The organism is Paenibacillus sp. H1-7, from assembly GCF_022354825.1.
In the GTDB taxonomy this organism is placed as follows: Bacteria; Bacillota; Bacilli; order Paenibacillales; family NBRC-103111; genus Paenibacillus_S.
In genome coordinates, this window is sequence record NZ_CP031168.1 from 2969276 (window position 1) to 2992605 (window position 23330).

The 23330-nt window shown below is 51.9% G+C and carries 20 protein-coding genes; 14 read left to right on the forward strand and 6 right to left on the reverse strand.

Translation table 11 applies throughout. The annotated features are described in order from the left end of the window. Positions 1 to 61: 61 nt before the first annotated feature. The gene (locus tag DVH26_RS13125) at positions 62 to 1990 is read right to left on the reverse strand and encodes a PAS domain S-box protein (protein ID WP_239634129.1); all 1929 of its coding nucleotides are present in this window, start codon (positions 1988 to 1990) and stop codon (positions 62 to 64) included. 180 nt (positions 1991 to 2170) lie between these two features. Between DVH26_RS13125 and DVH26_RS13130 the strand changes: the two genes are divergently transcribed. The 3 genes from DVH26_RS13130 (at position 2171) to DVH26_RS13140 (ending at position 4672) form a co-directional block, all read left to right on the forward strand. After that, positions 2171 to 2848, forward strand: a complete 678-nt coding sequence (locus DVH26_RS13130; RefSeq protein WP_239634130.1) for a response regulator transcription factor — start codon at positions 2171 to 2173, stop codon at positions 2846 to 2848. Then, complete coding sequence (locus DVH26_RS13135) at positions 2845 to 3930, forward strand: sensor histidine kinase (protein WP_345774051.1); 1086 nt, start codon at positions 2845 to 2847, stop codon at positions 3928 to 3930. Before DVH26_RS13130 ends, DVH26_RS13135 begins: the two co-directional genes overlap by 4 nt. Before the next feature lie 163 nt (positions 3931 to 4093). After that, a complete protein-coding gene (locus tag DVH26_RS13140) occupies positions 4094 to 4672 on the forward strand; it encodes a C40 family peptidase (protein ID WP_239634131.1) in 579 nt (192 codons plus the stop codon). 83 nt (positions 4673 to 4755) lie between these two features. Here the strand turns inward: DVH26_RS13140 and DVH26_RS13145 are convergent, their stop codons facing one another. The 3 genes from DVH26_RS13145 to DVH26_RS13155 all read right to left on the reverse strand — a co-directional run bounded on the left by DVH26_RS13145 (position 4756) and on the right by DVH26_RS13155 (position 8043). Continuing rightward, positions 4756 to 6432, reverse strand: coding sequence for an ABC1 kinase family protein (locus tag DVH26_RS13145; protein ID WP_239634132.1), 1677 nt, complete (start codon positions 6430 to 6432; stop codon positions 4756 to 4758). Next, positions 6429 to 6776 (reverse strand): phasin family protein, encoded by a 348-nt coding sequence (locus tag DVH26_RS13150; RefSeq protein WP_239634133.1) that lies wholly within the window; start codon positions 6774 to 6776, stop codon positions 6429 to 6431. The genes DVH26_RS13145 and DVH26_RS13150 overlap by 4 nt, the downstream gene beginning before the upstream one ends. A gap of 142 nt (positions 6777 to 6918) precedes the next feature. After that, positions 6919 to 8043, reverse strand: a complete 1125-nt coding sequence (locus DVH26_RS13155) for an ROK family transcriptional regulator (protein WP_239634134.1) — start codon at positions 8041 to 8043, stop codon at positions 6919 to 6921. Positions 8044 to 8650: 607 nt separating this feature from the next. Between DVH26_RS13155 and DVH26_RS13160 the strand changes: the two genes are divergently transcribed. The 6 genes from DVH26_RS13160 to DVH26_RS13185 all read left to right on the forward strand — a co-directional run bounded on the left by DVH26_RS13160 (position 8651) and on the right by DVH26_RS13185 (position 15456). Then, complete coding sequence (locus tag DVH26_RS13160; protein ID WP_239634135.1) at positions 8651 to 9583, forward strand: ABC transporter permease; 933 nt, start codon at positions 8651 to 8653, stop codon at positions 9581 to 9583. 14 nt (positions 9584 to 9597) lie between these two features. Then, positions 9598 to 10482 (forward strand): carbohydrate ABC transporter permease, encoded by an 885-nt coding sequence (locus DVH26_RS13165; protein ID WP_239634136.1) that lies wholly within the window; start codon positions 9598 to 9600, stop codon positions 10480 to 10482. 128 nt (positions 10483 to 10610) lie between these two features. Continuing rightward, the gene (locus DVH26_RS13170) at positions 10611 to 11405 is read left to right on the forward strand and encodes a sugar phosphate isomerase/epimerase family protein (RefSeq protein ID WP_239634137.1); all 795 of its coding nucleotides are present in this window, start codon (positions 10611 to 10613) and stop codon (positions 11403 to 11405) included. A 25-nt stretch (positions 11406 to 11430) separates the two neighbouring features. Further along, the gene (locus DVH26_RS13175; RefSeq protein WP_239634138.1) at positions 11431 to 12561 is read left to right on the forward strand and encodes a Gfo/Idh/MocA family protein; all 1131 of its coding nucleotides are present in this window, start codon (positions 11431 to 11433) and stop codon (positions 12559 to 12561) included. Between the two features lie 29 nt (positions 12562 to 12590). Further along, a complete protein-coding gene (locus DVH26_RS13180; RefSeq protein WP_239634139.1) occupies positions 12591 to 13805 on the forward strand; it encodes an MFS transporter in 1215 nt (404 codons plus the stop codon). A gap of 142 nt (positions 13806 to 13947) precedes the next feature. Beyond that, positions 13948 to 15456 (forward strand): ABC transporter substrate-binding protein, encoded by a 1509-nt coding sequence (locus DVH26_RS13185; protein ID WP_239634140.1) that lies wholly within the window; start codon positions 13948 to 13950, stop codon positions 15454 to 15456. 84 nt (positions 15457 to 15540) lie between these two features. On the opposite strand, the gene DVH26_RS13190 is transcribed toward DVH26_RS13185, so the two are convergent. Together DVH26_RS13190 and DVH26_RS13195 are read right to left on the reverse strand one after the other, a co-directional pair. Next, a complete protein-coding gene (locus tag DVH26_RS13190) occupies positions 15541 to 16263 on the reverse strand; it encodes a response regulator (RefSeq protein ID WP_239634141.1) in 723 nt (240 codons plus the stop codon). Then, positions 16253 to 17872 carry an ATP-binding protein gene (locus tag DVH26_RS13195; RefSeq protein WP_239634142.1) on the reverse strand — a complete coding sequence of 540 codons (1620 nt, stop codon included), beginning with the start codon at positions 17870 to 17872 and terminating at the stop codon, positions 16253 to 16255. The genes DVH26_RS13190 and DVH26_RS13195 overlap by 11 nt, the downstream gene beginning before the upstream one ends. 237 nt (positions 17873 to 18109) lie before the next feature. Between DVH26_RS13195 and DVH26_RS13200 the strand changes: the two genes are divergently transcribed. From DVH26_RS13200 to DVH26_RS13220, 5 genes are all read left to right on the forward strand, one after another. Next, positions 18110 to 19162 (forward strand): tripartite tricarboxylate transporter substrate binding protein, encoded by a 1053-nt coding sequence (locus DVH26_RS13200; protein ID WP_239634143.1) that lies wholly within the window; start codon positions 18110 to 18112, stop codon positions 19160 to 19162. Between the two features lie 14 nt (positions 19163 to 19176). After that, entirely contained in the window at positions 19177 to 19641 is a 465-nt protein-coding gene (locus DVH26_RS13205; protein ID WP_239634144.1) for a tripartite tricarboxylate transporter TctB family protein, read from the forward strand. Between the two features lie 54 nt (positions 19642 to 19695). Continuing rightward, complete coding sequence (locus DVH26_RS13210; protein ID WP_239634145.1) at positions 19696 to 21222, forward strand: tripartite tricarboxylate transporter permease; 1527 nt, start codon at positions 19696 to 19698, stop codon at positions 21220 to 21222. Between the two features lie 76 nt (positions 21223 to 21298). Then, complete coding sequence (locus tag DVH26_RS13215) at positions 21299 to 21538, forward strand: HPr family phosphocarrier protein (RefSeq protein ID WP_239634146.1); 240 nt, start codon at positions 21299 to 21301, stop codon at positions 21536 to 21538. A 234-nt stretch (positions 21539 to 21772) separates the two neighbouring features. Further along, on the forward strand, positions 21773 to 23236 hold the full coding sequence (locus DVH26_RS13220) for a sulfatase family protein (RefSeq protein ID WP_239634147.1): 1464 nt from the start codon (positions 21773 to 21775) through the stop codon (positions 23234 to 23236). The last annotated feature ends 94 nt before the right edge of the window (positions 23237 to 23330 follow it).

The window sequence follows — 23330 nt, forward strand, 5'->3', positions numbered from 1 at the left end:
AAGCTATAAGTCCATCATAGGGAAGATCGTTGATGAAATCTATTAGTTAATCATGGAAAGCCTATCCGTTCGCGGTGCTAAGTTGAAGGTATTTTTCAATAATAGCTGAAACGGCCTCCAGACTCACCGGCTTGCTTATATACTCGTCCATTCCCGCAGCCATATATTTTTCGCGGTCTCCCTTTATGGCATGAGCCGTTACGGCAACGATAAAAGGACTTTTCTTCGACGCTGCATGGTTTTTAATTGTACTGGTTGCTTCTAATCCATCCATCAAAGGCATTTGGACATCCATAAAAATAATGTCATACGGATCGCGAGCGGCCGCTTCGACTACTTCCTTGCCATTCTCGACAATAGTGGAAGGATAGCCGAGCTTTTCAATCATTTTTTTCAATACAAATTGATTCACTGCGTTATCTTCCGCGATCAGGATGTTCAGAGAATTTGCCAATAGCATCTCCGAATGGGTCGACCTGTCATCCTGTATGGCTTCCGGATCGGTATATTCGTGAAACCGGGTAGTGAACATAAAAGTGGACCCTGGCGGATCCGCACAGGGCTCGTACCAGATGGTTCCGCTCATCAGCTCGACGAGCTTCTTACAGATAGCCAAGCCTAATCCGGTTCCTTCCGTCTTGCGCGTCATGAAATTATCCACCTGGTAAAACGGTTCAAATAGATGGGCTACCTTTTCTTTAGGCACGCCTATGCCCGTATCCCGGATGGAAAATTGCAGGCACACCGTTTTCTTGTCGGCTTGGGTGACACATTCTACGGAAATCGCGATGGCCCCGTTAGGAGTAAATTTGACGGCGTTGCTAAGCAGATTGATTAGCACTTGTCTTAGCTTCGTATCGTCACCAACTACAATATTCGGGACGGCCGAGCCGACGGATGTGGTGATTTCCAAGCTTTTCTCCAGCGCTTTCGGCATAATGATATTCAATGTCTCGGATATAACCGCGCGAACGCTGAACGGATCTTCCTTTATGTCCGCTTTGCCCGACTCAATTTTGGAAAAGTCCAGAATATCGTTAATGATGGTAAGAAGCGACGAGCCGCTCTTTTTAATAATTTGAGCGTATTCCTGCTGTTCCGAATCCAATGCTGTTTCCAGAAGCAAATCCGTCATCCCGATCACACCATTCATTGGAGTCCGGATCTCATGGCTCATCATGGCCAAAAATTCGCTTTTCGCCTTATTCGTTTTTTCGGCGGCCTCTTTCTCCACCAGCAGTCTCTTTTGCTCCGTCATGTCTTTGGCGATCATGTAGAAGCCCATATTTTGACTATGTATAATAATAGGCGCTAAAGTGACCAGCACCTCCACCGAGCTGCCGTCTTTGTGCCGGATATAATTGATGTTTTTTTCTACGGATGAATAATCTTCGGAAGAGGCAAGCAGGCTCGACAGATGCTCTTCTCCCATTAATTTGCCGATGCTACCACCGATCAGCTCCTCGATTTTATACCCGGACAGCTGTTCCGCCATTTGATTTCCGTTGATAATGCTGCCGTCCAGGCCGAAGGAGATGATGGCGTCGTGGTTGTATTTTTTGAGAGAAGTATAGCGTTCGATGCTCTCCTGCAGCTTCTGTTCCGCAAGCTTGCTCTTCGTATTGTCGATAATTTGCAAAATAAAATAAAGCGGCTTTCCATTCACTTCATCGCGTATGAGGGACACATGCAAGGAAGTCCAAATGGCATGGCCGTTTTTATGGAGAAACCGTTTTTCCACTTCATATGACGTCATCGTGCCTTTCAGCATCGCTCGGATTAGAGGCTCGGTCAGAGTCGTATCCTCGGGATGGGTAAAATCGGCCGCAGGGTGCTTTATCAATTCATCCTCGGTATAGCCGAATATGGTGCACATGGCCGGATTCGCCCGTATCCATGTCCGATCCATGGAAATGAGGGCAATCCCAATCGGAGAACATTTATATACGTGTTCAAATAAAATTTGATGGTCAATTACACCCGACTGCATACTCCTTCTCCTCCTCATCTGCTCTACCTCCTAAATTACCACAAACAGGTCTGGTTGAAACGGGCTGAACCGTTTTTATTTCGAACGGTATTTGGAATGCCTACGATTCAAGAGGATGCTAATTGGGAATAAAAGTTTATAGTACAATCAACTGCTGCGGGACAAAGGAAGAACCAATAGATGAAAAAAGTGCTGCTTATTGAGGACGAAAAAAACTTGGCCATGTTTATCGAGCTTGAGCTCCAGCATGAAGCCTTCTCCGTTACCGTAGCTTATGACGGCCAGCGAGGCGTCGAATTGGCGCTAGAACAGGAATGGGATCTGATCCTGCTCGACCTTATGCTCCCGGATTTGAACGGACTGGACGTGTGCCGCCGGGTGCGTGCGGTCAAGAAGACGCCGATCATTATGCTCACGGCCAGAGACAGCGTCGTAGACCGGGTTTCCGGCTTAGATAGCGGCGCCGACGATTATATTTCCAAGCCTTTTGCCATTGAGGAGCTGTTGGCCCGAATGCGCTCGCTGCTCCGCAGGGTCGACATGGCGGATGAACCCGAGAATCAGCAGGTGATATCCTGCGGGGACCTCGTCATCGATCTCGCGGCCAGAACCGTTATGCGGGGAGACGAGACTATTGAGCTGACCAAACGGGAGTTTGATCTGCTCGTTGTTTTCGCGCAAAATCGGAACATTGTAATGACCCGGGACATGCTGATCGAGCGGGTATGGGGATTCGACTCGGAAGCGGAGACGAACGTGGTGGACGTGTATGTGCGTTATTTGCGCAACAAGCTGGACTCTGACAGCAAGGAAAGATTTATCGAGACCGTAAGAGGAATCGGGTATGTGATGAGATGATTAGAACAATACGGCAATGGTTCGCAACGATCCCGATCAAATGGAAAATGGTGCTGTGGTGCTCCATTACGATTAGCGTTTTATTCGCAGCCTATAACCTGGTTCAATATTTGGCGATCAATCAATGGATGGTAAACCACGAGAAAGCATCGGATATGATGGTTTGGATCATGATATTGGCCGGCTGCGGAGTGGTGATGATAAGCTCGCTCGGGGGCTACTTCCTGGCGAAGCAATTTCTTAAGCCGGTGCAATCGCTAGCGGAAGCGATCCGCAATGTGAAGCAGAAGGGGCTTCATGAAAGGGTCGAGCAGCGTGGAGCGAAGGATGAGCTAAGCTCGTTGGCTGCTTTATTTAACGATCTTATGAGCGAGCTGGAGCGGTCGTTCAAGCAGCAGAAGCAATTTGTAGAGGACGCCTCCCATGAATTGCGCACGCCGATTTCCATCATTAAGGGGCATCTCTCGCTATTGAACCGATGGGGGAAAAACGACGCCCAAATAGTGGACAGCTCTTTGACCGCCTCACTTCAAGAAATCGACCGGCTGGAAGGAATTATTAAAGAGCTTCTTGTCCTTACCCGCTCCGAGAACGAGCTCGTGGCTGATGAGATTACATGGCTGAAGCCTGCAGAGCTGATGGAGCAGACGATTCAGCGGATGGCCGTCCTTCATCCCGATAGGCAGTTCAAGCCGGACCTGATTTCGCTTGGCGATGATGTCGAGATTAAGATCGTCCCTCACCATTTGGAGCAAGTACTGCTTATTTTGCTGGATAACGCTGTTAACTATTCAGAGGCAGGCACGACGATTACGGTTACCGGCAGAAGGCAAGCCGGCCGCATGATAGTGGAAATCAGCGATCAGGGTATCGGCATCCCCTCAGAAGACTTGCCGCATGTGTTCGACCGGTTCTATCGTGTCGACAAGGCGAGGAGCCGGAAGCAGGGCGGGACAGGCCTTGGCTTGGCGATTGCCAAACGGCTCGTCGAACGCAGCGGCGGAGAGATTTCCATTGCCAGCTTGGACAAGGAGGGAACCAAGGTTACCCTTGTATTTCCGCTGGCGGCTTCGATTCCTTAAAGCGCTAGTCTTCTTCCACATTCTTCCCTTCGCCCGTTTTCTCATTAAAATCTCATTTTCCTAATCTATACTGAACGAACGGAAGGGGAGGACAAGCCATGAAAGGGTGTCCATTACCTCGAAACCCAATTCCATACACGATAACTGGTGAGGAGATGACCGAATGAAAAAAAAGATCACGCTAATGATGGCAGCCGTATTCATGTTCAGCTCATTGGGCACGGTATCGGCAGCAACGGCAAGGACGACGGCAACGACAACGTCGACTGCGCCGGCGACTGCAACTGCAACTGCAACCGCTACACAGCAGAGCTTAACAGCCAAACAACAGAAGCTGATTCAAGTAGGCAAGACTCAACTGGGCGTTCCTTGGAAATACGGGACTAAGAAGCCGGGGGTTGGCTTCGATTGCTCGAACTTTACATCTTGGGTTTATGAAAAAGCGTTGGGGATTAAGTTCACCAGCTCTTCCAGAAAGCAGCGTTACACGACTTCATTAGGTACTCCGGTTCCTATCGATAAGAATAATAAGTTCAAAAATTTGCAAGTAGGAGATCTGCTGTTCTTCGCTAATTCCGCGGATGCCGGCGGCGGCGGCCATGTGGGGATCTATGCGGGGGTTAAGAACGGTAAGCATTACGTCCTTCAGGAAGGCGGCGGACGCGGTAAGGTGACGTATGAGCCGATGGAAGGAACATGGTTTGCCAGCAAGCTGGTCTATGCCAAACGTATTATTAAATAGCTCGTTGTCAGCGAGCCGTTAGAATGAGAGGCTGTCGAAATATCACTTTCGGCAGCCTCTTTAGTATGCCGGCGGCATGGAGCTCAAAACCGCCCTGACTTGAAAATCGAGTAGAACATCCACAGAAACATGAGGGCGGCTACGCTGAAGCCGATCTCGATAACCGGAAAGTTCCACAGCAGCGTCGATTGCCTGCCGAGCGACGAGCCGATAATGAGCCCGACCATGATGATACTGAAGGAGAGCAGGACAATACTGAAGGAAAGCCGGTTGCTGATGCGGTCCATTTTCTTCATGAAGGTGTCCAGCTCGGAGACGGAGACGTCCATCCTCAGCTTGCCCTTCTTCATCATCCCGAACATTTCCCGCAGACGGGAAGGCATCTCCGACAATAGCTCCGCATATTCGCCCATCTGATTCCAAACGCTGTCTGCGACATTGCGGGGACTGAAGCGCTCGGCGAACAGCTTGCGTCCGAACGGCTCGGCGATATTGACGACGCTGAACGTCGGATCGAGGGCGGTCACTACGCCTTCTAGCGTCAGCAGCGTTTTTCCAAGCAGCGTCAGATCGGACGGAACGCGGATCCGGTGCTCGTAGGCGACGCTGAGCAGGTCGCTGACCGACTCGCCCAGGCTGATGCGGCTTAGCGGGACGTCGTAATATTTCTCCCGCAGCTCGTCAATATCTCCGCGCAAAGAATCCATATCGACATCCTCAGGAATTATGCCGATGCCGTCGATCGCTTTGAGCACGCCATCCGTGCTATTGCGCCTTAATGCTATGACAAGCGAGCCGAAATGATACTTCATCATCGGGGTCAGCCGTCCAACCATGCCGAAATCGATGAGTCCGATGACCCCTTCGGGAAGAACGATAATGTTGCCCGGATGGGGATCGGCATGGAAAAATCCGTCTATGAAAATTTGCCGGAATACCACACGGGCTATTTGCTCGGCAATACGCTTCCGGTCATAGCCAAGCTCGTCGAGCCGCTGAACCTCCGTCGTCTTCACGCCTTCGATGAAGTCCATCGTCAGCACGTTCCGGCTCGTATAGTCCCAATAGATTGAGGGGAAGCGGACGTGGGGATCGCGCTCGAACGATTTGGCCATCCGCTGGGCGTTTCTGCCCTCGTTCGTATAATCCAGCTCGGCGCGCAGCGATTGCGACAGCTCGTACACCATATCGCGGAGCTGATATTTCGCCGCCCATGCCAGGCGATGCTCGGCAAGCCGCGCCAAATCGTCCAAGATTTCCAAATCGGTGGCAACGATAGCGGGAATATTCGGGCGCTGGATTTTGACGGCAACCACCTCGCCGGTATGCAGACGGGCCAGGTGGACTTGACCTATGGACGCCGCGGCCATGGGTGTTTCCTGAAAATCGGCGAACAGCGTATCGAACGGTTCGCCGAATTCATTCTCTATCACTTCGCGCACCTGCTCGAAGGGGAACGGGGGCACTTGATCCTGAAGCTTTACCAGCTCTTCGATAATATGAGCGGGGAGCAGATCGGGCCGGGTGCTCGCGATTTGCCCGATCTTGATGAAGGTCGGCCCCAGCTCCTCGAGAAAGATGCGGATCCGTTCACCGAGCGTTCGGGAGCGCGCATCCTGCCGCTCCTTCAAGCCGATCCGCGAACCGGTCAGATCGGGCAGGCCGAGCTCCTTGATAAGAAAGCCGAACCCGTTGCGGGCGAACGCTTTGGCAATGTCCCGGTACCGCTGCAAATGCCGAAGCTTGCGGCCGAGATTCATGATTCGGCTGGCGGCAATGGCTCCCCGGACTGCCGGAGCTGCTCCTCAAGCTCGGCGACCCGCCGCTCCAGCTCGCTGACGCGCTGCTTCAGGCGAACGTAGTCGTCCTTGGTCGTAAGGTTCAGCTCGTGAGCCGCCGAAATCATATAGCCGCGTACCTTCTCCTCCAAGGAGGCTTGGGCTTCCTGGCCTTTGCGCACCAATTCGTCGACGAATTGCTTGGATTCATCTTTGTTGACTTCGCCTTTCTTGACAAGCTCCTCAACGACCTTCTCCGCTTGCTCTTTACTCGCAATGGCAAATCCGAGTCCCAGAGATACGGCTTTTCCTAACAGATCTCTCATCGTCTCATTACCTCCTGCAAAATGTAGTGATAGGCTGATTTTACCATACGCGGCGGCAAACGCAAAAAACGCCGGACCGATCGCAGAAGATCAGCCCGACATCATTTTGAGAAGCCACGCCCGCTCCCCAAGTTCACAAATATTACTGCACGGTTTTTCGTTTGAATATTTCATGTAAACCGAATGTAGCGGCACCCATGGCCGCTCCGTATTTTTTCCAATGGGAAGCCACTACCGGGGTTGTTGCAACAAGGGAGTTCTCCCGTTTCTGGATGGCCGTGACGAGCTTGTCGAAGAAGAGCCCGTTATCCGTAATCCACCCGCCGAGAATCATTTTTTGCGGGTTTAACAGCTGCAGCGCTTTGCCGCAATAATCGGCCATATCCGTAATGATTCGATCCGCCTGCTCGCGGAACGGTTCGGTTCCCATCAGCGCCAAATCGATAAACGAGCGTATGGTCTCCTCCGCTGTCATGCCGTCGAACGCTTCGGGATACTCGGCTTTCAATTTGGTCGATAGGGTAGGAGTGCAGAACGGATCGAAAGCCTGAATTCTTCCGGCCGTTCCCCGCGATCCGTGATAAATCTGGTCGTTTAATACAAGACCGGCGCCCGTACCGTAATCGATCATAATGAAGATCGTCGTATGGTCCCCCTTGGCGGCGCCGCTGAATCGTTCCGCGAAGCCCGCGGCGTCCAGGTCGTTAATTAGAAGCGCAGGGATGGACAGAGCTTCTTCGAGGCACGACTGCAGCGGAAAATTCCGCACCTTCAGATAGGTCGATGCAAGGATGGTGCTCTGGATATCGTCGAGCCTTCCGGGAATAGAAATGCCGATCCTTTTGATCAGGTCGAGGGGGATGTTTTGCTTGTCGATAAAAGCTGTAATGCTCTCCGGAAGTCCGCTGCGGAGCTGCTCTTCTCCTATAATAGGCTTCAGCCCTTGGGTGGCGACAAGCTCCCCGTTCAAATTCAGGAGCACGCAGTGGGCGGGGGAGCTTGCGAGATCGACCCCAACGATGTAGCCGCCTTGGGAATCGATATTGAGCAGCGTCATTTTTCGGCCGACGCCGCTGCCGGTCGTACCGATTTCGCGGACGATGCCTTCCCGGATGATTTCTTCCATCAGAATGGAAACGGTAGTTGGGCTGAGCTTTGTCTTCCGCGACAAATCGATGCGGGAAATCGGCCCGTGATGGAATATGGTATGGAGCAGCGTCGATTTATTAATATCGCGGAGCATTTGCTGATTTCCAATTTTTATCATATAACTCTCCCATAGGACTTAAGATTAGAATCGGATAAGGCAATCAAATACGAATAGGGGAAGGGAAGTAATCTGGGTTTCTAATTTCGGGTGTTCAAGCATATTATTTTTATCGATGAAATAACCAAGGATAACCAGCAGCTGCTGTAATGCTCATTATAGGGACAACCAAAGCCGATGTCAACTAATGGGCCTGCTGAGCCGCAGCACGCTTCATGCCGGGGAATAGCAGCAATATATGCAGAAGAATCCCCGTAGTATGCCGGGAAATCAGTGATTTTAACGATAAATTTTTTAATGGATCAGCCCGTTTCATCTGCTTGAAATTTGATTGCAAATCCCGTTGACAAACTATTGTTCACCCCCATATAATGAACTCATTCGTTGGTGCCATTTGTTAAGAAATTATTTTTTTTGATTAATTATTTTTACTCATGGAATAATTAGTTGTCCTTCTCCAGCTTGCAGCATCATCATTGGAAACGCTGTACTACATTCGAGGGAGGTGAGCGCGGTTCGGCCGGCAGTTTACGGTACATATCGCTATCGCAATCAGGCAGTCTTATTCTTGAAGCCAGGTAACTAATCATTAGGAAGGAGCAGCACTATGTCCTCTTGGTTACATTTAACGAGCTTACATAAGATCAGGAAATATAAAATGCTGTACATCATGATACTGCCTGGGATCGTCTATTTGCTTATTAACAATTACCTTCCCATGTTCGGCATCGTTATTGCGTTCAAAGATATTAATTTCTCCAAAGGGATTATGGGCAGCGATTGGGTCGGGTTCAAAAATTTCGAGTATTTGTTCAAGACGGATGACGCCTTCATCATCACCCGAAATACGATCCTGTACAATGCCTTGTTTATCGTTTTGAACCTGGTCATTTCGGTTACGCTCGCCATTTTGCTCAACGAGCTGAAGAACAGGCTCTTCTCCCGGATGTATCAAAGCATCATACTGCTCCCTTACCTCATCTCCTCGGTTATCATAGGCTATCTTGTCTTTTCACTCCTCAGTATGGAAACCGGATTTGTTAACAAAACGGTCCTGCCTTGGCTCGGATTACGAGAAATCATGTGGTACAACGAGCCCCAATATTGGCCCTACATCCTCACCCTCGTAAAAATTTGGCACAGCGTCGGCTATCTATGCATCATCTATCTTGCCGCCGTGGTCGGAATCGATCAGGAATATTATGAAGCGGCAACCATAGACGGAGCGAGCAAGCTGCAGCGTATCCTGAGCATTACGATTCCCATGATTATCCCTGTTATTACCATCATGACGCTCCTACAGATAGGGCGGATCTTTTATGCCGATTTCGGCCTGTTTTATCAAGTACCGTTGGATTCCGGGGCGCTGCTGCCCACGACCAATGTGCTCGACACCTATGTTTACCGGGCTCTGCTGAAAAACGGAGATATCGGCATGTCCTCAGCCGCAGGTCTGTATCAATCCATCGTCGGCTTCATTCTCATCCTGATTTCCAATTATGTTGTGAAGAAAATCAATGCGGACAACGCGTTGTTTTGAGTGGAGGGGAATCCATGAACACAAGCAGGCTGGAGCAGTGGATCTTGCATTTGTCTTTTGGTTTCATTTCCTGTCTATGCCTCATTCCTTTCTTGCTGCTCGTCTCGGCTTCCATTACCGATGAGAATGCCATCATTCAGAACGGATATTCGTTTATTCCCCAAGCCTTCAGCACGGCAAGCTACGAAATGCTGTTTCATGACGCGCGAATGATATTCCATGCATACGGCATTTCCATCCTGGTTACCGTGATCGGTACGATCGCGAGCCTCACCATCATGGCTATGCTGGCTTATCCCATCTCAAGAAGGGAAATGCCGATGCGCCGTGCGATCACCTTTTTCGTATTCTTTACGATGCTGTTCAACGGAGGACTGGTCCCCACCTATTTGATGTATACCAATCTGTTCGCGATCAAAAACACGCTGTTTGCATTAATCGTTCCGGGATTATTGGTAAACGCTTTCTATGTCATTCTGATGAGAACCTTTTTTACCGTATCGATACCCGCACAGGTAGTGGAGTCGGCTTATATAGACGGAGCGGGGGAGTTCAAAATTTTTTATAAGATCGTGCTGCCGTTATCGCTTCCCGTTCTTGCAACCGTAGGGCTGTTTCAAATCATCAATTATTGGAACGACTGGTTTAACGGTTTGATTTATACGACGGATAACCGGTATTACAGCATTCAAGTGCTGCTGAACACGATTCTTTTGAACGTCCAATATTTAATCGACAATGCCCAATATTCCAGTCAAATGGAGGAGGCGGGAGTCATCCCGACACAAGGCGTGCGGCTCGCTATAGCGGTAGTCGGCGTAATCCCGATCCTGATTGCTTACCCGTTCTTTCAACGATTTTTCATCAAAGGCTTGACGGTTGGAGCTGTAAAAGGGTAATGGCCAACGTAATGGATCTTCCCTTGAAAGGGGGTGATGCAAGAACACGGAACATGCGAATCATGCTGTGTGCTGGCTGGCTTGAAGGCTGTGAACTATTCTAATTACTTTACGGAGGGATAGCGACAATGAAAATAAGTATTGGCGGCTTTTCATTCTTCAACATGATGAGAGCGGGCAAAATGGATACGTTCGGCTATTTGGAATCGTCCAAGTACAGGTATCATCTGGATACGGTTGATTTATGGAACGGGACCTTTGCGGAAACGAGCCAAGACATATTTAAACTGCCCGACGAATCCTACATTCAAAAGGTCCGCGAAGCGCTGGATGAAAAAGAGATGACGGTCATCAACCTGGCCGTTGACGGAGCCCACCTGTGGGACGCTGACCCGGAAAAGCGGAGCATGCTGTACGGGAATGCCGTCGCTTATCTCGGCATCGCCTCCAAGCTTGGGGCCAAATCGGTGCGGGTCGATGCAGGCGACAAGCAATCCGTTCCGTTAACCGAGGAGCAGTTCGAATATACCGTGACGAAATACCAGGATTATTGCCGGCGTGCGGCAGAGCTCGGGCTGGTGGTCGGACCGGAGAACCATATGGGCTCCTCGCAAAGCCCGCATTACTTGAAGCGGGTTGCGGAAGCGGTCGATCAGCCGAACTTCGGCATCCTGCTGCATATGGGCCGCTGGTCGGAGGATGCGGAGATGGGCGACGGTCTGGTTGCTCCTTGGGTGTACCACACTCACTTTGACGGGAAAACGGTAGGATCGGAGCAAGCGGAGCAAAGGGTGAGAACGCTGCTCGACGCCGGATATGACGGCTATTGGGGGATTGAATACAATGCGCCCGATAATCAATATACCGAGATGGAATGGGCTATTGCTTCGGTCAAAAGGGTTTTGCAGAAAGTGAATAAGTAACTCTTAATAAGGGAGAGATGTTCACATGGGGAGAAAAGTAAGGATTGGAATCGTCGGCGCAGGATTGATCGGCAAGGCGCACTTAAGAAATTACGCTAAAATTGCGGATGCCGAGGTTGTAGCCGTGTGTGACGTGAATGAGCGGGAAGCTCAAAACGTAGCGGAGCAATTTCAAGTCCCGCATGTGTATTCCGACTTTAAGGAATTGCTGAAGCGTGACGATATCGAAGCGATCGACGTTTGCCTGCACAACAATTTGCATGCTCCGGTAACCGTGGCGGCCTTGCAGGCAGGGAAGGACGTCTATTGCGAGAAGCCGATAGCCGGCACCTATTACGATGGAACCGTAATGCTCGACATGGCCGCACAATGCGGGAAGAACCTACATATTCAGCTCGGGACGCTGTACCGGAAAGAGACCAAGGCGGCCAAAGCGCTGATCGACGGCGGCATGCTGGGGAAGCTGTACCATGCCCGCGCAACCGGACACCGCCGCAGAGGACGTCCATTCATTGACGGCTATGGGACCCCGGCGTTCTTGAACCAAGAGATTGCCGCAGGCGGGGCGCTGATCGACATGGGCGTCTACCATATTGCGCAGATGCTGTATTTGCTCGATACCCCCAAAGTCGAGAGAATCTCGGGTAAAGGATACCGTGAAATGGAAGTGGATGCTAGGCGTGCACAGCAGGCGGAATTCAATGTGGAGGAGCTCGGCCTTGGCTTCGTGAAATTTGCCGGAGGGGCAACGATGGACATTTGCGAGGCGTGGAGCATTCACTTGGGAAGCATAGAGGGCTGCAGCGTCGTCGGGACGAAAGGCGGCATCCGGATGCCCGCCTACTCGGATCAGGCCGTACTGGCTCCTTTCAGCTACCATACGACAGCTTGCGATATCGACTTGAATTGCACGGTGAATTTGGACGAAATGGACGGCCGATGGAACCAGCTGAAAGAGAACTACGATGCGTATGCTTCCTCCCAGCATCACTGGATTGCTGCATTGCAAGGCCGGGTGGAATTGCTTCCAACCGCTCATATCGCTCTTCAGACAATGCTGATTAGCGAGGGCATTTATTTATCGGATCGGCTGGGACGCGAAGTCAGCTTCGATGAGATTATGGAGCATTCCCGCTCGACGGCGATTCCATTGTAATTTAATCCCGAAGGAGGGATGTGCATCCAATGGCAGCTCCTGCAGCAGGCGCTAATGCTCAATCGTTAGCCACCTTGAAGAGATTTAACTTTTTTCTGTATGGCACCATTGCTATCTTGTCGTCGTTCTTTCCGCTTTATTTCCAGGAAATCGGACTTAGCAAAATAGAGATCGGCATGGTCATGGCCGGAGGTCCGTTCATCTCCATTTTCGCGAATCCGTTCTGGGGCTATTGGAGCGACCGGCTGCAAAATGTCCGCAAAATACTGATGATGCTGTTAATCGGCAATCTTCTATTTACCATTATTGTCTTTCAGGTCAGGGATTATGCCGTCATCTTCATGCTGATGCTCGTTTTCTTCTTCTTTAACAGCCCGACGTTTTCGCAGAGCAACAGCTTGATCCTGAATGCGATTGAAGGAACGAAATACAAATTCGGTGCGTTCCGTTTATGGGGATCGCTGGGATGGGCGATTATCGCCTTGCTGGCGGGTCCGGTCATCAGCCGGATGGGCATCTTGAATTTGTGGATATTGTACGGTGCGATGATGCTTGTCTCGCTTCTGTTCACCGCCGGATTGCCGAGAGGAAACATAGGGACTCCGAAACCGAAAGCGGAGAGGCAAAGCTATTGGAAAGTGATGTTCTCAAGCAAAATCTTCTTCGTCTTCGTCGTGTTAGGCGTATTGATATCCGTGCCCAATTCGATCAATCAGACGTTCGTTTCGCTGTATATCGCCAATCTGGGAGGCTCGAAGGAGCTGATCGGCTGGTCGGTCTTTTTATCCGCCATCTTCGAGATTCCCGTCTTCCTGCTGTTCGATAAGTATTTGAAGAAATCGACCCGGGTCATGTTCGGCTGTCTGGCGGCCATCAGCGTATTATTCGTCATCCGCTGGCTGCTGATGTCCGTAGTCGGCGGGCCGGTACACATCGTGTTCATTCAAATCTTGCACTGTATAACCTTCGGCGGCTATTACTATGTGGGTACCAGCTTATCGGCGCATCTGATCCCCGGCGAATACCGGGCGACAGGCCAGGCCATCTATGCCTTGACATGGGGCGGTATATCGGGAATTATCGCCGGTTTGGTCGGCGGGTGGATGTTCGATCAGCTCGGGCCGAGAACGTTGTATGAGATTTGCACCATCATTTCCATCGTCGGTGTGCTGGGCTTCCTGATCATGTGGCTTCGGGTGAGGAGATCGGAATTGGAACCGGAGCCTAAGCCGAAATCGGCCTAAAGCGTTCCACAGTATTTCGCGGGTACCGGCCGTTTATTATGACCGGTATCCGTCGAACTTATAACAGCTCAAGCGGTCAAAGGATAAAGCTCTATTCAGTTCTAGCCTGATAACTTAACCAAACCGATCAGGAGGTCGTTATATGATCAAAAGAATGTGTTATCCTTTGTTGGCCATCCTGCTGACAGCTAGTATCCTTATTGCAGGCTGCAGCGATTCAGGTGCTCCTGCGGGGAAAACCGCGACGGAACCGGGCGGCAGCGCGCTTGCTCCTTATGAGCTTTCCATCTTGTTTTACGGGAGCAACCAGAAGGATCTGAAGCTGGTGGAGGAGGAAATAAGCAAGATTACGAAGCAGAAGATCAATGCCACGGTGAAGCTGAACCGGATCGAGCCCGCAGCCTGGGAGCAGCAAAGAATTCTTATGCTCGCCGGCAACGAGAAGGTGGACCTGCTCTTTACCGGAGAGAAGGAGTTTGTGACGGAGGTTACGCAAAGACAGCTGCTGCCTTTGGACGATCTGCTGAAGAAGCACGGGCAGGATATTATTAAAGCTTTCGAGCCGGAAGTGCTGGCAGCCTCGAAGATTAACGGCAAAACTTATGCCGTACCGAGTATAAGGGATTTTGCATCCTACTCCGGTATGCTTGTCCGGACGGATTTGTTAACCAAGTACAACCTGGATGTCAGCAAGGTAAAAACGCTCGATGATATGGACCCCATATTCGATACGATCAAGAAAAATGAACCGAACGTGACCGTCCTCGGCAAGGCGAGTGCCGGAGCCTCCATTGCTTATACGCCCATCATCACAACCGTCGATACCCTCGGCGATTCCATAGGCGTACTGTCCAGCCTCGACAATCTCAAAGTGGTCAATATGTACGAAACCCCCGAATATATCAAATTGGTCAAAACGATGCGGCGATGGTTTAATGCCGGGTATATCGCCAAGGATGCGGCCACAAGCACGCAAACCGGAAGAGACTATATTCAGGCCAACGTTGGCTTCGCCGTAATGAGCAAAGGCAAGCCCGGAATCAATACCCAAACCTCGCAGCGGATCGGCGTGCCTTTGACGGACGTGCGGTTTTCCCAGCCGAAGACGGATACGGTAGCCATCACCAATGCGATGTTCGGTATCTCCGCCAATACGAAGGATCAGGACCGGGCGATGATGATGCTGAACCTGATGTATTCGGATAAAGACATCGTCAATTTGCTCCATTGGGGAATCGAAGGGAAGCATTATGTGAAAAATGCGAACCAGACGATCGATTTTCCGCCCGGAGTCGACGCTTCCAAAAGCGGCTATAATTTGCGGCAGGGGTGGATGTTCGGCAATCAGCTGCTGTCCTACCCGTGGGCGACCGACGATCCGCAAATTTGGTCGCAGATGGCCGAGTTCAACAAAGGCTCCAAGAAATCCGCTGCGCTAGGATTCATGTACAATCCCGATCCGGTGAAAACCGAAATCGCAGCCATTAACAACGTTGTCAAGCAGTATGCCATGGGCTTGGAAACCGGGACGTCGGATCCGGACGAAAATTTGCCCAAATTTAACGCCGCTCTTAAGGCGGCCGGCATTGATAAAGTCATTGCCGAGAAGCAGAAGCAGCTGGACGAGTGGGCGAAAACGAACAAAAAGTAAACATGCCAAACAGGAACTTTCGGCGAAGGAGAGGCGAAAGTTCCTGTCTGTGTGACGGCATAGGCTCCGCTTCCGGGCTCCTTGTCACGTCTGCTTTTTGTTCCGGTATACCCGCTCGGGCCTCCCGACGACGCCGTAGGACAGATCGGCATAAACGTCGCCGAGGCTGACCAAATGCTCCAAGTAGCGGCGGCCCGTTGACCGGCTTACGCCGATAAGCTTCGCGATCTGGTCGGCTGTCAAACCGTCGCCGGCATTGGAGATGGCTTGAACGACCTTGACCAGCGTCAGCTTGTCGATCCCTTTGGGCAAATAAGGCTCTTCAGGGCCTGATTCCTTCTTCATCGTCCCTGAAAGCAGCCGGTCTACGTCGCTTTGATTCAAGCTTCCTCTGTCATTGAGGCGCGTCATCTCGCGACGAAATTCCAGATACCGGAGCAGCGTCTCCTGCATCCGGTCGAATACGAGCGGCTTCATAATGTAGTCGAACGCCCCGCCGCGTACGGCTTCGCGAATGGGGTCGGCTTCCTTGGCCGCCGTGATCATAATGACGTCGGTCTCTTTGTATTGCTGGCGGATGAAGCGGAGAATGTCCAAGCCGTTGGCGTTGGGCAAGTAAATGTCGAGCAGCACCAGATCCGGCTTGAAAATATCGAGCTGTTCTTTGGCCTGCGCTTCGTCGGTAGCGATGCCGATAACCTGGAAGCCCTCGACCTTTTCGATAAAGCGCCGGTTAATCTCCGCAATCCGGCTATCATCCTCTACGATGAGCACTTCCACGGCAGGCATCCTGCGGTTATCCTCCATCCGGGTTGCCCCCTTCCATATTTTTCGGAATCGCAACGGTAAATATCGTTCCCCCGACCGGGCTGTTATGAAATGTAATGTACCCGTTCAATTTGCGTACGGCATGCAGCACAAGCGCAAGACCGATGCCGCGATGCTCGCCTTCCTTGGTAGAGAAGCCTTTCTCGAATACGGCGTTCCGGGCTTCCTCCGGAATACCGACGCCGGTATCCTCGCATTCAATGATTAAATCTTCCCCCAGATCGGTCAAAAATAGCACGACGCTTTTCACTTCTTTATCGCGGCATGCCAGAACGGCATCCATCGCATTATCGATCAAATTGCCGATGATCGTTACTAGCAAGTTCCGGTCAATCGTATCCGGAATATCGCGAAAAGAGCTTTGCGGGTCGATCTCGAAGGAGAGCTTCAGCTCCTGGGCGTGATTATATTTGCCTATCAGCAGTCCGCCTATCATCGGATCGGGAATATCGCGCATGATGAACTGCACGAAATTTTGATGCACATCGACTTCGCGGGATATGAGCTCAACCGCCTCCTGGTACGATTCAAGCTGGATTAGCCCCGATATCACATACAGCTTGTTGGAAAACTCGTGCGTCTGCGCTCGCAGCGCTTCCGCAAACCGCTTGACCTGGGACAGCTCTTCGGCCAGCCGGTACAGCTCGGACTTGCTCCGGAAGCTTGAGACGGCGCCGGTAACGCGGGAGTTTCTATCAACGACAGGCACCCGGTTGACCACTACTTCATGATCGCCCAGCAGCATTTCGCGGTCGACCTCTGCTTGACCGGTCCGAACGACTTCGTTCAATCGCGTATTGGGGATCAGCTCTTCGATATGCCGCCCGGTAATCGTAGCGTCTTCAGGCAGCTGCAGCAGCTGCAGCGCATAGCGGTTGGCCATCGTAATCATTCCTTGCCGGTCTACGGCGATAATGCCTTCGTGGATCGATTCGAGAATCGCTTTTTTCTCCGTATAAAGAGCGCCTATCTCCTCAGGCTCAAGACCGTGGATGGAGCGCCGCACATTGTGCGCAATCAACGTCGCGCCGGCTATGCCGACGGCAAGGGCCATGAGCGAGACCCACTCGATTTGCGATTGATATTGTTCGGTGATCAAATCGATATCCTCGGTAAGAAAGCCGACGGAAATAATGCCGACGACCTCGCCCTGATTTCCGAATACGGGCGCTTTGCCGCGCAAGGAAGGACCCATGGAGCCGATCGCCCTGGAGATGATGGACCTTCCTTCCAGCACCGGCCCGTTATCGCCCCCGACCATTTCCTTACCGATGCGATCGGGGAGCGGATGGGCATACCGTATGCCTTCCCGGTTGCCGACGACGATAAACTCGGCGTCGATTGTCTCGCGGACGCTTTCGGCGATCGGTTGAATGATGGCGGAAGGGTCCGGCTGATAAAAGGCTTGGCGAATTTCGGGCATGCCGGCTATCGTCTCGGCGACTTTCAGTGCTCTTGTGCCGATTTGATCTTCAAGGACGGACGACATGACGTAATTGAAGATGCCTCCGATGCTGGCGATGACAAGGGCAAGAAGCGTACATATGATCAAAATCAGCTTGGTTTGCAGTCGAAGCTTTAGCCGCATCCACGGGTGCCTCCTTGCCAAAAGATGAGTTACATCATTGTAACATAAAGCGCTGTCATTTTGAGTTCCGACCGGCGCAGCGTGCCGTGAACAATATGAACAAAATGCCCGTAAAGACGTTATTACATTTAATTTTGTTAAACTTTCCTATTCCTTATTCCGGTGTTATTCTGAAAGCGCTTCAAAGAAAGCGTATACAAAAACGAATGGAATGACCATTATAACGGAGGGGTTCTCATGATAAACAATGTGTGGAAGGCATCCTGTAAAGTAACGGCGATCAGCGTGCTGGCGCTCAGTCTGGCGGCATGCGGCAGCGGCGGCAACAGCGCCAAACCGGCGGCCGGAGGCGATAAAGGCGGTTCGGCGCAATCCAAATATCCGGAAAGAGCGATCAGCCTTATAGCGCCTTCAGGAGCAGGAGGCGGCTGGGATATGACAGCCCGTACGGTAGCCAAAGTGCTGACCGAGACGAAAGCCGTAGAGAAGCCTATTACGGTAGAGAACAAACCGGGCGGCGGCGGCGCCGTATTCATGGCCGAATACGCGAACAAGGATACGAAAGACAACTACAAGCTGTTCGTCAACTCGCCTCCGATTCTCATTAACAATCTGAAGAAGGAAGGAAATACGCCGTTCGGTTACAAGGATACCACTCCGCTGGCTCAATTGACCAAAGATTACGGCGCCATCGCCGTAGCGGCCAATTCCAAATATAACGATCTGAAATCGCTCTTGAACGATATGAAGGCGGATCCAACGAAGCTGACCGTAGCAGGAGGCTCCGCGCCGGGCTCCATGGACCATCTGGTATCCATTTTACCGGCATTCAAATACGGCATCGATCCGAAAAAAGTAAAGTACTTGTCTTATGACGGAGGCGGCGAGGCGATCACGGCGCTGCTTGGCGGCAATGCCGATGTAATCGGAACCGATGCATCGTCGCTCGATCAATACGTGAAGGCAGGCAAGATCAAAGTGCTTGCCGTGGCCGCTCCCCAGCGTCTCGGAGGAAGCATGAAGGACGTTCCTACGATGAAGGAGCAGGGAGTCGACGCCGAGTTTCTGATCTGGCGCGGTGTTTTCGGTCCCAAAGAAATGAGTGCTGACGCCAAAAAGTTCTGGGACGAAGCCCTGAAGAAAATGGTCGATTCCGAGCAATGGAAAAAAGAAGTGCAGGCGAACAACTGGGAGACCGATTACAAGAAATCGGACGATTTCAAAGCGTACCTGGCGGCACAAGAAACGCAAGTTAAAGACATCTTGACGGCACTGGGCATGCAGAAATAAGGAGATGGTAAGGAATGAATAAAACGTTCGACCGTTATTCCGGCATCGTATTCTTCGCCATCGGCATAGCGTTCGTGTTCGGGAGCAGGAGCATCTCGACCAGCGCTTACGGCAGCAACGTGGGAGCCAACATCTTTCCGATGATTCTCGGCTCCTTCCTCGCTCTCTTGAGCCTGCGGCTTATTTATGAGACATTTCGCAATCAGCAGAAAGAAGCCAGGAAAAAGCAGCAGCTGGATTATAAACGCTTCGGCATTATTTTCACGGCGGCGGTATTATATGCTTTGCTGCTGGAGCCTATCGGCTTCGTTCTATCAACCTTTCTATTCTTGATGGTCGGCTTCCAAACGATGCAGAGAGGAAGAATGATCATCTCCATAGTGATTTCCGCTGCTTTTTCCTTGGGGGTCTACTATTTGTACGTTCACGTACTGGACGGCTCTCTTCCAGGCTTTCCGGAATGGCTGGGCCTTTCGTAGATTGAAGACAGCTTTTGGCTTAGCTTTAGCAAAAGCTTGCAGGAGGTTATTATTGTGAGCACGATGGAATATTTACTTCATGGATTAGGCACAGCGATGCAATGGCAAAACCTCATCTTTGTGTTCGTAGGCGTGCTGATCGGGACCGTTGTCGGGGTACTGCCGGGCATCGGGCCGATGAGCGGTGTCGCCTTGCTGATACCGATCACGGCGACGATGACGAGCGGCTTGAGTCCCGAGGAAGCGGCAACCAGCTCCATCATCTTGTTGGCCGGTGTTTATTACGGCGCGATGTACGGCGGCTCGACGACGTCGATTTTGCTTAACACTCCGGGAGAATCCTCATCCGTCGTCACGACGCTCGACGGTTACCAGATGGCCAAACAAGGCAGGGCGGGAGCCGCGTTATCGATTTCGGCCATCGGCTCGTTCGCGGCGGGGATCGTATCGCTTGCGGGGTTGATTTTTCTCGCCCGCCCGTTGTCGGCCGTCGCTATCAAATTCGGGCCAGCCGAATACTTCTCGCTGATGGTGCTAGGCCTGCTGGCTATCAGCGGCCTTGCCGGCAAGTCGATGGTCAAAGCTTTAATGATGACCGCGTTCGGATTGCTGCTCGCGACGATCGGGATCGACAGCGTATCGGGCGTCGAGCGGTTTACATTCGGCTTGCCCGAGCTGTATCAGGGGCTGGAGTTTCTGACGATTGCCGTCGGTATGTTTGCTGTAGGCGAAGTGTTCAAGACGATCCTGGAGCGGGAAAGCAACGACGGAGAAATCGCCAAGATCCATCGCATATTGCCGACGAAGAAGGACTTGAAGGACAGCGCGGCGCCTATCGCGAGAGGCTCGGTGCTCGGGTTCTTCATCGGGCTTCTGCCTGGAGCGGGAGCGATTCTGGCCTCCTTTTTCGCTTACATTGTCGAGAAGAAAATTAGCAAAAATCCCGAGAAGTTCGGCAAAGGCGCAATCGAGGGCGTCGCGTCTCCGGAATCGGCCAACAATGCCGCATCCGGCGGTGCCATGATTCCCCTGCTTAGCCTAGGCATCCCATCCTCGGGGACGACGGCGATCTTGATGGGTGCGTTCATCATGTACAACGTGCAGCCGGGTCCGCTCTTGTTCACGGATCATCCGCAGCTCGCATGGGGCGTTATTGCAAGTATGTTTGTAGGCAACCTGATGCTGCTTATTCTGAACATGCCGCTGGTCAAATTGTTCGCCAAAGTGATCGAAACGCCGACCAAATATTTGATTCCGCTCATTATTGTGTTCTCGGTGTTCGGCGTGTATGCCGTGCAGTATTCGACCTTTGACCTGCTTCTGATCATGGGCTGCGGCATTGTCGGCTATTTTCTGGCGAAGAACGATTATCCGCTCGCACCGCTCGTGCTGGGGCTTATCCTGGGACCGATGATGGAAAACAACATGAGACGCGCGCTCACGATTTCCAACGGGGATTTCATGATTTTTCTGCAAAAGCCGGTTTCCCTTGTGTTTCTGATCATCGGGCTGCTATGGGTCACGATTCCGCTCATTCTGAAGATGAGAGGCAAACATGTTCTCGTCAATGAAGAAGGCTAATCGTTGGCTGAACCCAATATGGTGGCGTAAGCGTAAGCGTAAGAACGATATCTAGGCAAGCAAAGGAGGGAAGCATATGGGCGGAATGCCGACCAAGGCTATCGTTGAAATTAACCAGACGGCCAACCGGTTTCAATCCAGCATTGTGATCAAAATCGGGGAGCGGGCCATTGACGTCAAGAGTATCCTTGGCCTAAGCATCACGCTGCTCGGCAACCAGCAGTATGAGCTCGAAATTCACGGGCAAGACGATGCGGAAGCGAAGCAAGCCATGGCCGAAGTGTTTCAAAAGCATGATTTGTCCGTTATCGTATAATCGGCGGATGCAACAGGTCCGGCGGGAGCGCTGCTCTTGCCGGGCTTTTTTGCGCTTGCGGAGGGGACTTGCATGCAAAAGGCGAGCTTTTGCCTCTCCTTATCAAATCGTAAGATTTGTCAAAAAAATCAACGGCGGCGTCATGGGCTCCAAGGAGTGTGCATGCTATGATTTTGTTACATATGGAAGCGTTGGTTCTACAATGGAACAAAAACGGATCGCAGGAGGATGGTCATGACAAGCGTAACCGACAAGAAGAAACAGCCGAATCTTATTTATATTCTGGCCGACGATATGGGCTACGGCGATATCAGCTGCTTGAACGAAAATTCCAAGATCAATACCCCACATCTGGATCAAATGGGCCGGGAGGGGATGATTTGCACCGACGGCCACTCGAGCTCCGCAGTCTGCACGCCGTCCCGCTACAGCATTATGACAGGTAGATATAACTGGCGCTCCGCCTTGAAGAAAGGCGTCACGAACGGTTACTCCCGCCCGCTCATCGAGGAGGGCCGGATGACGGTGGCCTCGATTCTGAAGCAGGAAGGCTATCATACATCGATTGTCGGCAAATGGCATTTGGGACTGGAATGGACGAAAAACGGCGAAGAGCCGCAAGATGTCGATTACAGCAAGCCTATTACGAACGGGCCGGTCACTCACGGCTTCGATTATTATTACGGCATCAGCGCATCGCTCGATATGCCGCCGTACGTGTACATCGAGAATGACCGTGCAACGTCCTTGCCGAACCGCATCACACGCGGGGAGGAGGAGATGGCTTTTTGGAGGGAAGGACCGACAGGGGAGGACTTTCAGCATGAGGAGGTGCTCCCGCGCTGCACGGAGAAAGTGCTTGAGCTGATCGAGAACGCCGGGGATTCCCCGTTCTTCATTTATTTCCCGCTGCCGGCGCCGCATACGCCGATTTTGCCGTCGGCCGAGTTCGAGGGCAAATCGGGGACGAACCGGTACGGCGATTTCGTCCTTATGTGCGACGATGTCGTCGGACAAATTGTGCGGAAGCTGGAGGAGTGCGGTCTATCCGACAATACGATCGTCGTCTTCACGAGCGACAACGGCTGCTCTCCGAAGGCGAATTATCCGGAGCTCGCTCAGCTCGGGCATAATCCGAGCTATGTGTTCCGCGGGCAGAAGGCGGACATTTACGAGGGAGGCCACCGCGTTCCGCTGCTGGTGAAATGGCCGGATCGCATCAAGGCGGGCTCCGTATCAAGCGAGCCGGTATGCTTGGTCGACCTTATGGCCACGATGGGGGATTTACTGGGGGTTGAATTACCCGAGCATGCGGGCGAAGACAGCATCAGCAATGCGCCGGTTTGGCTGGGCGAAGCAATTACAGGCCCGCTCAGGGAAGCTATTGTGCATCATTCCATTGACGGATCGTTCTCTATCCGCAAAGGGGACTGGAAGCTTGAGCTGTGTCCGGGCTCCGGAGGATGGAGCAGCCCGAGACCGGGGCAGGAGCCGGAAGGGTCTCCGCCGATCCAGTTGTACGATTTGTCCCGGGACATCGGCGAAACGGAGAACGTATACGAGCGCTATCCGGAAGTGGTCAAAGAGCTGACTGAACTGCTTTCCTCATATGTCCGGAATGGCCGGAGCACCCCAGGGGCTGTCCGTTCGAACGCCGGCGGAGCGGAGTGGGAGCAAGGGCTTGATTGGATGCGGTAAAACTATCGTATTTGGAAACGGAATGACAGGCTGCATAGGTTAACCGCATAAACAATTTCATAGAATGATTTGCACCGGCTGCAGATTGCTACCA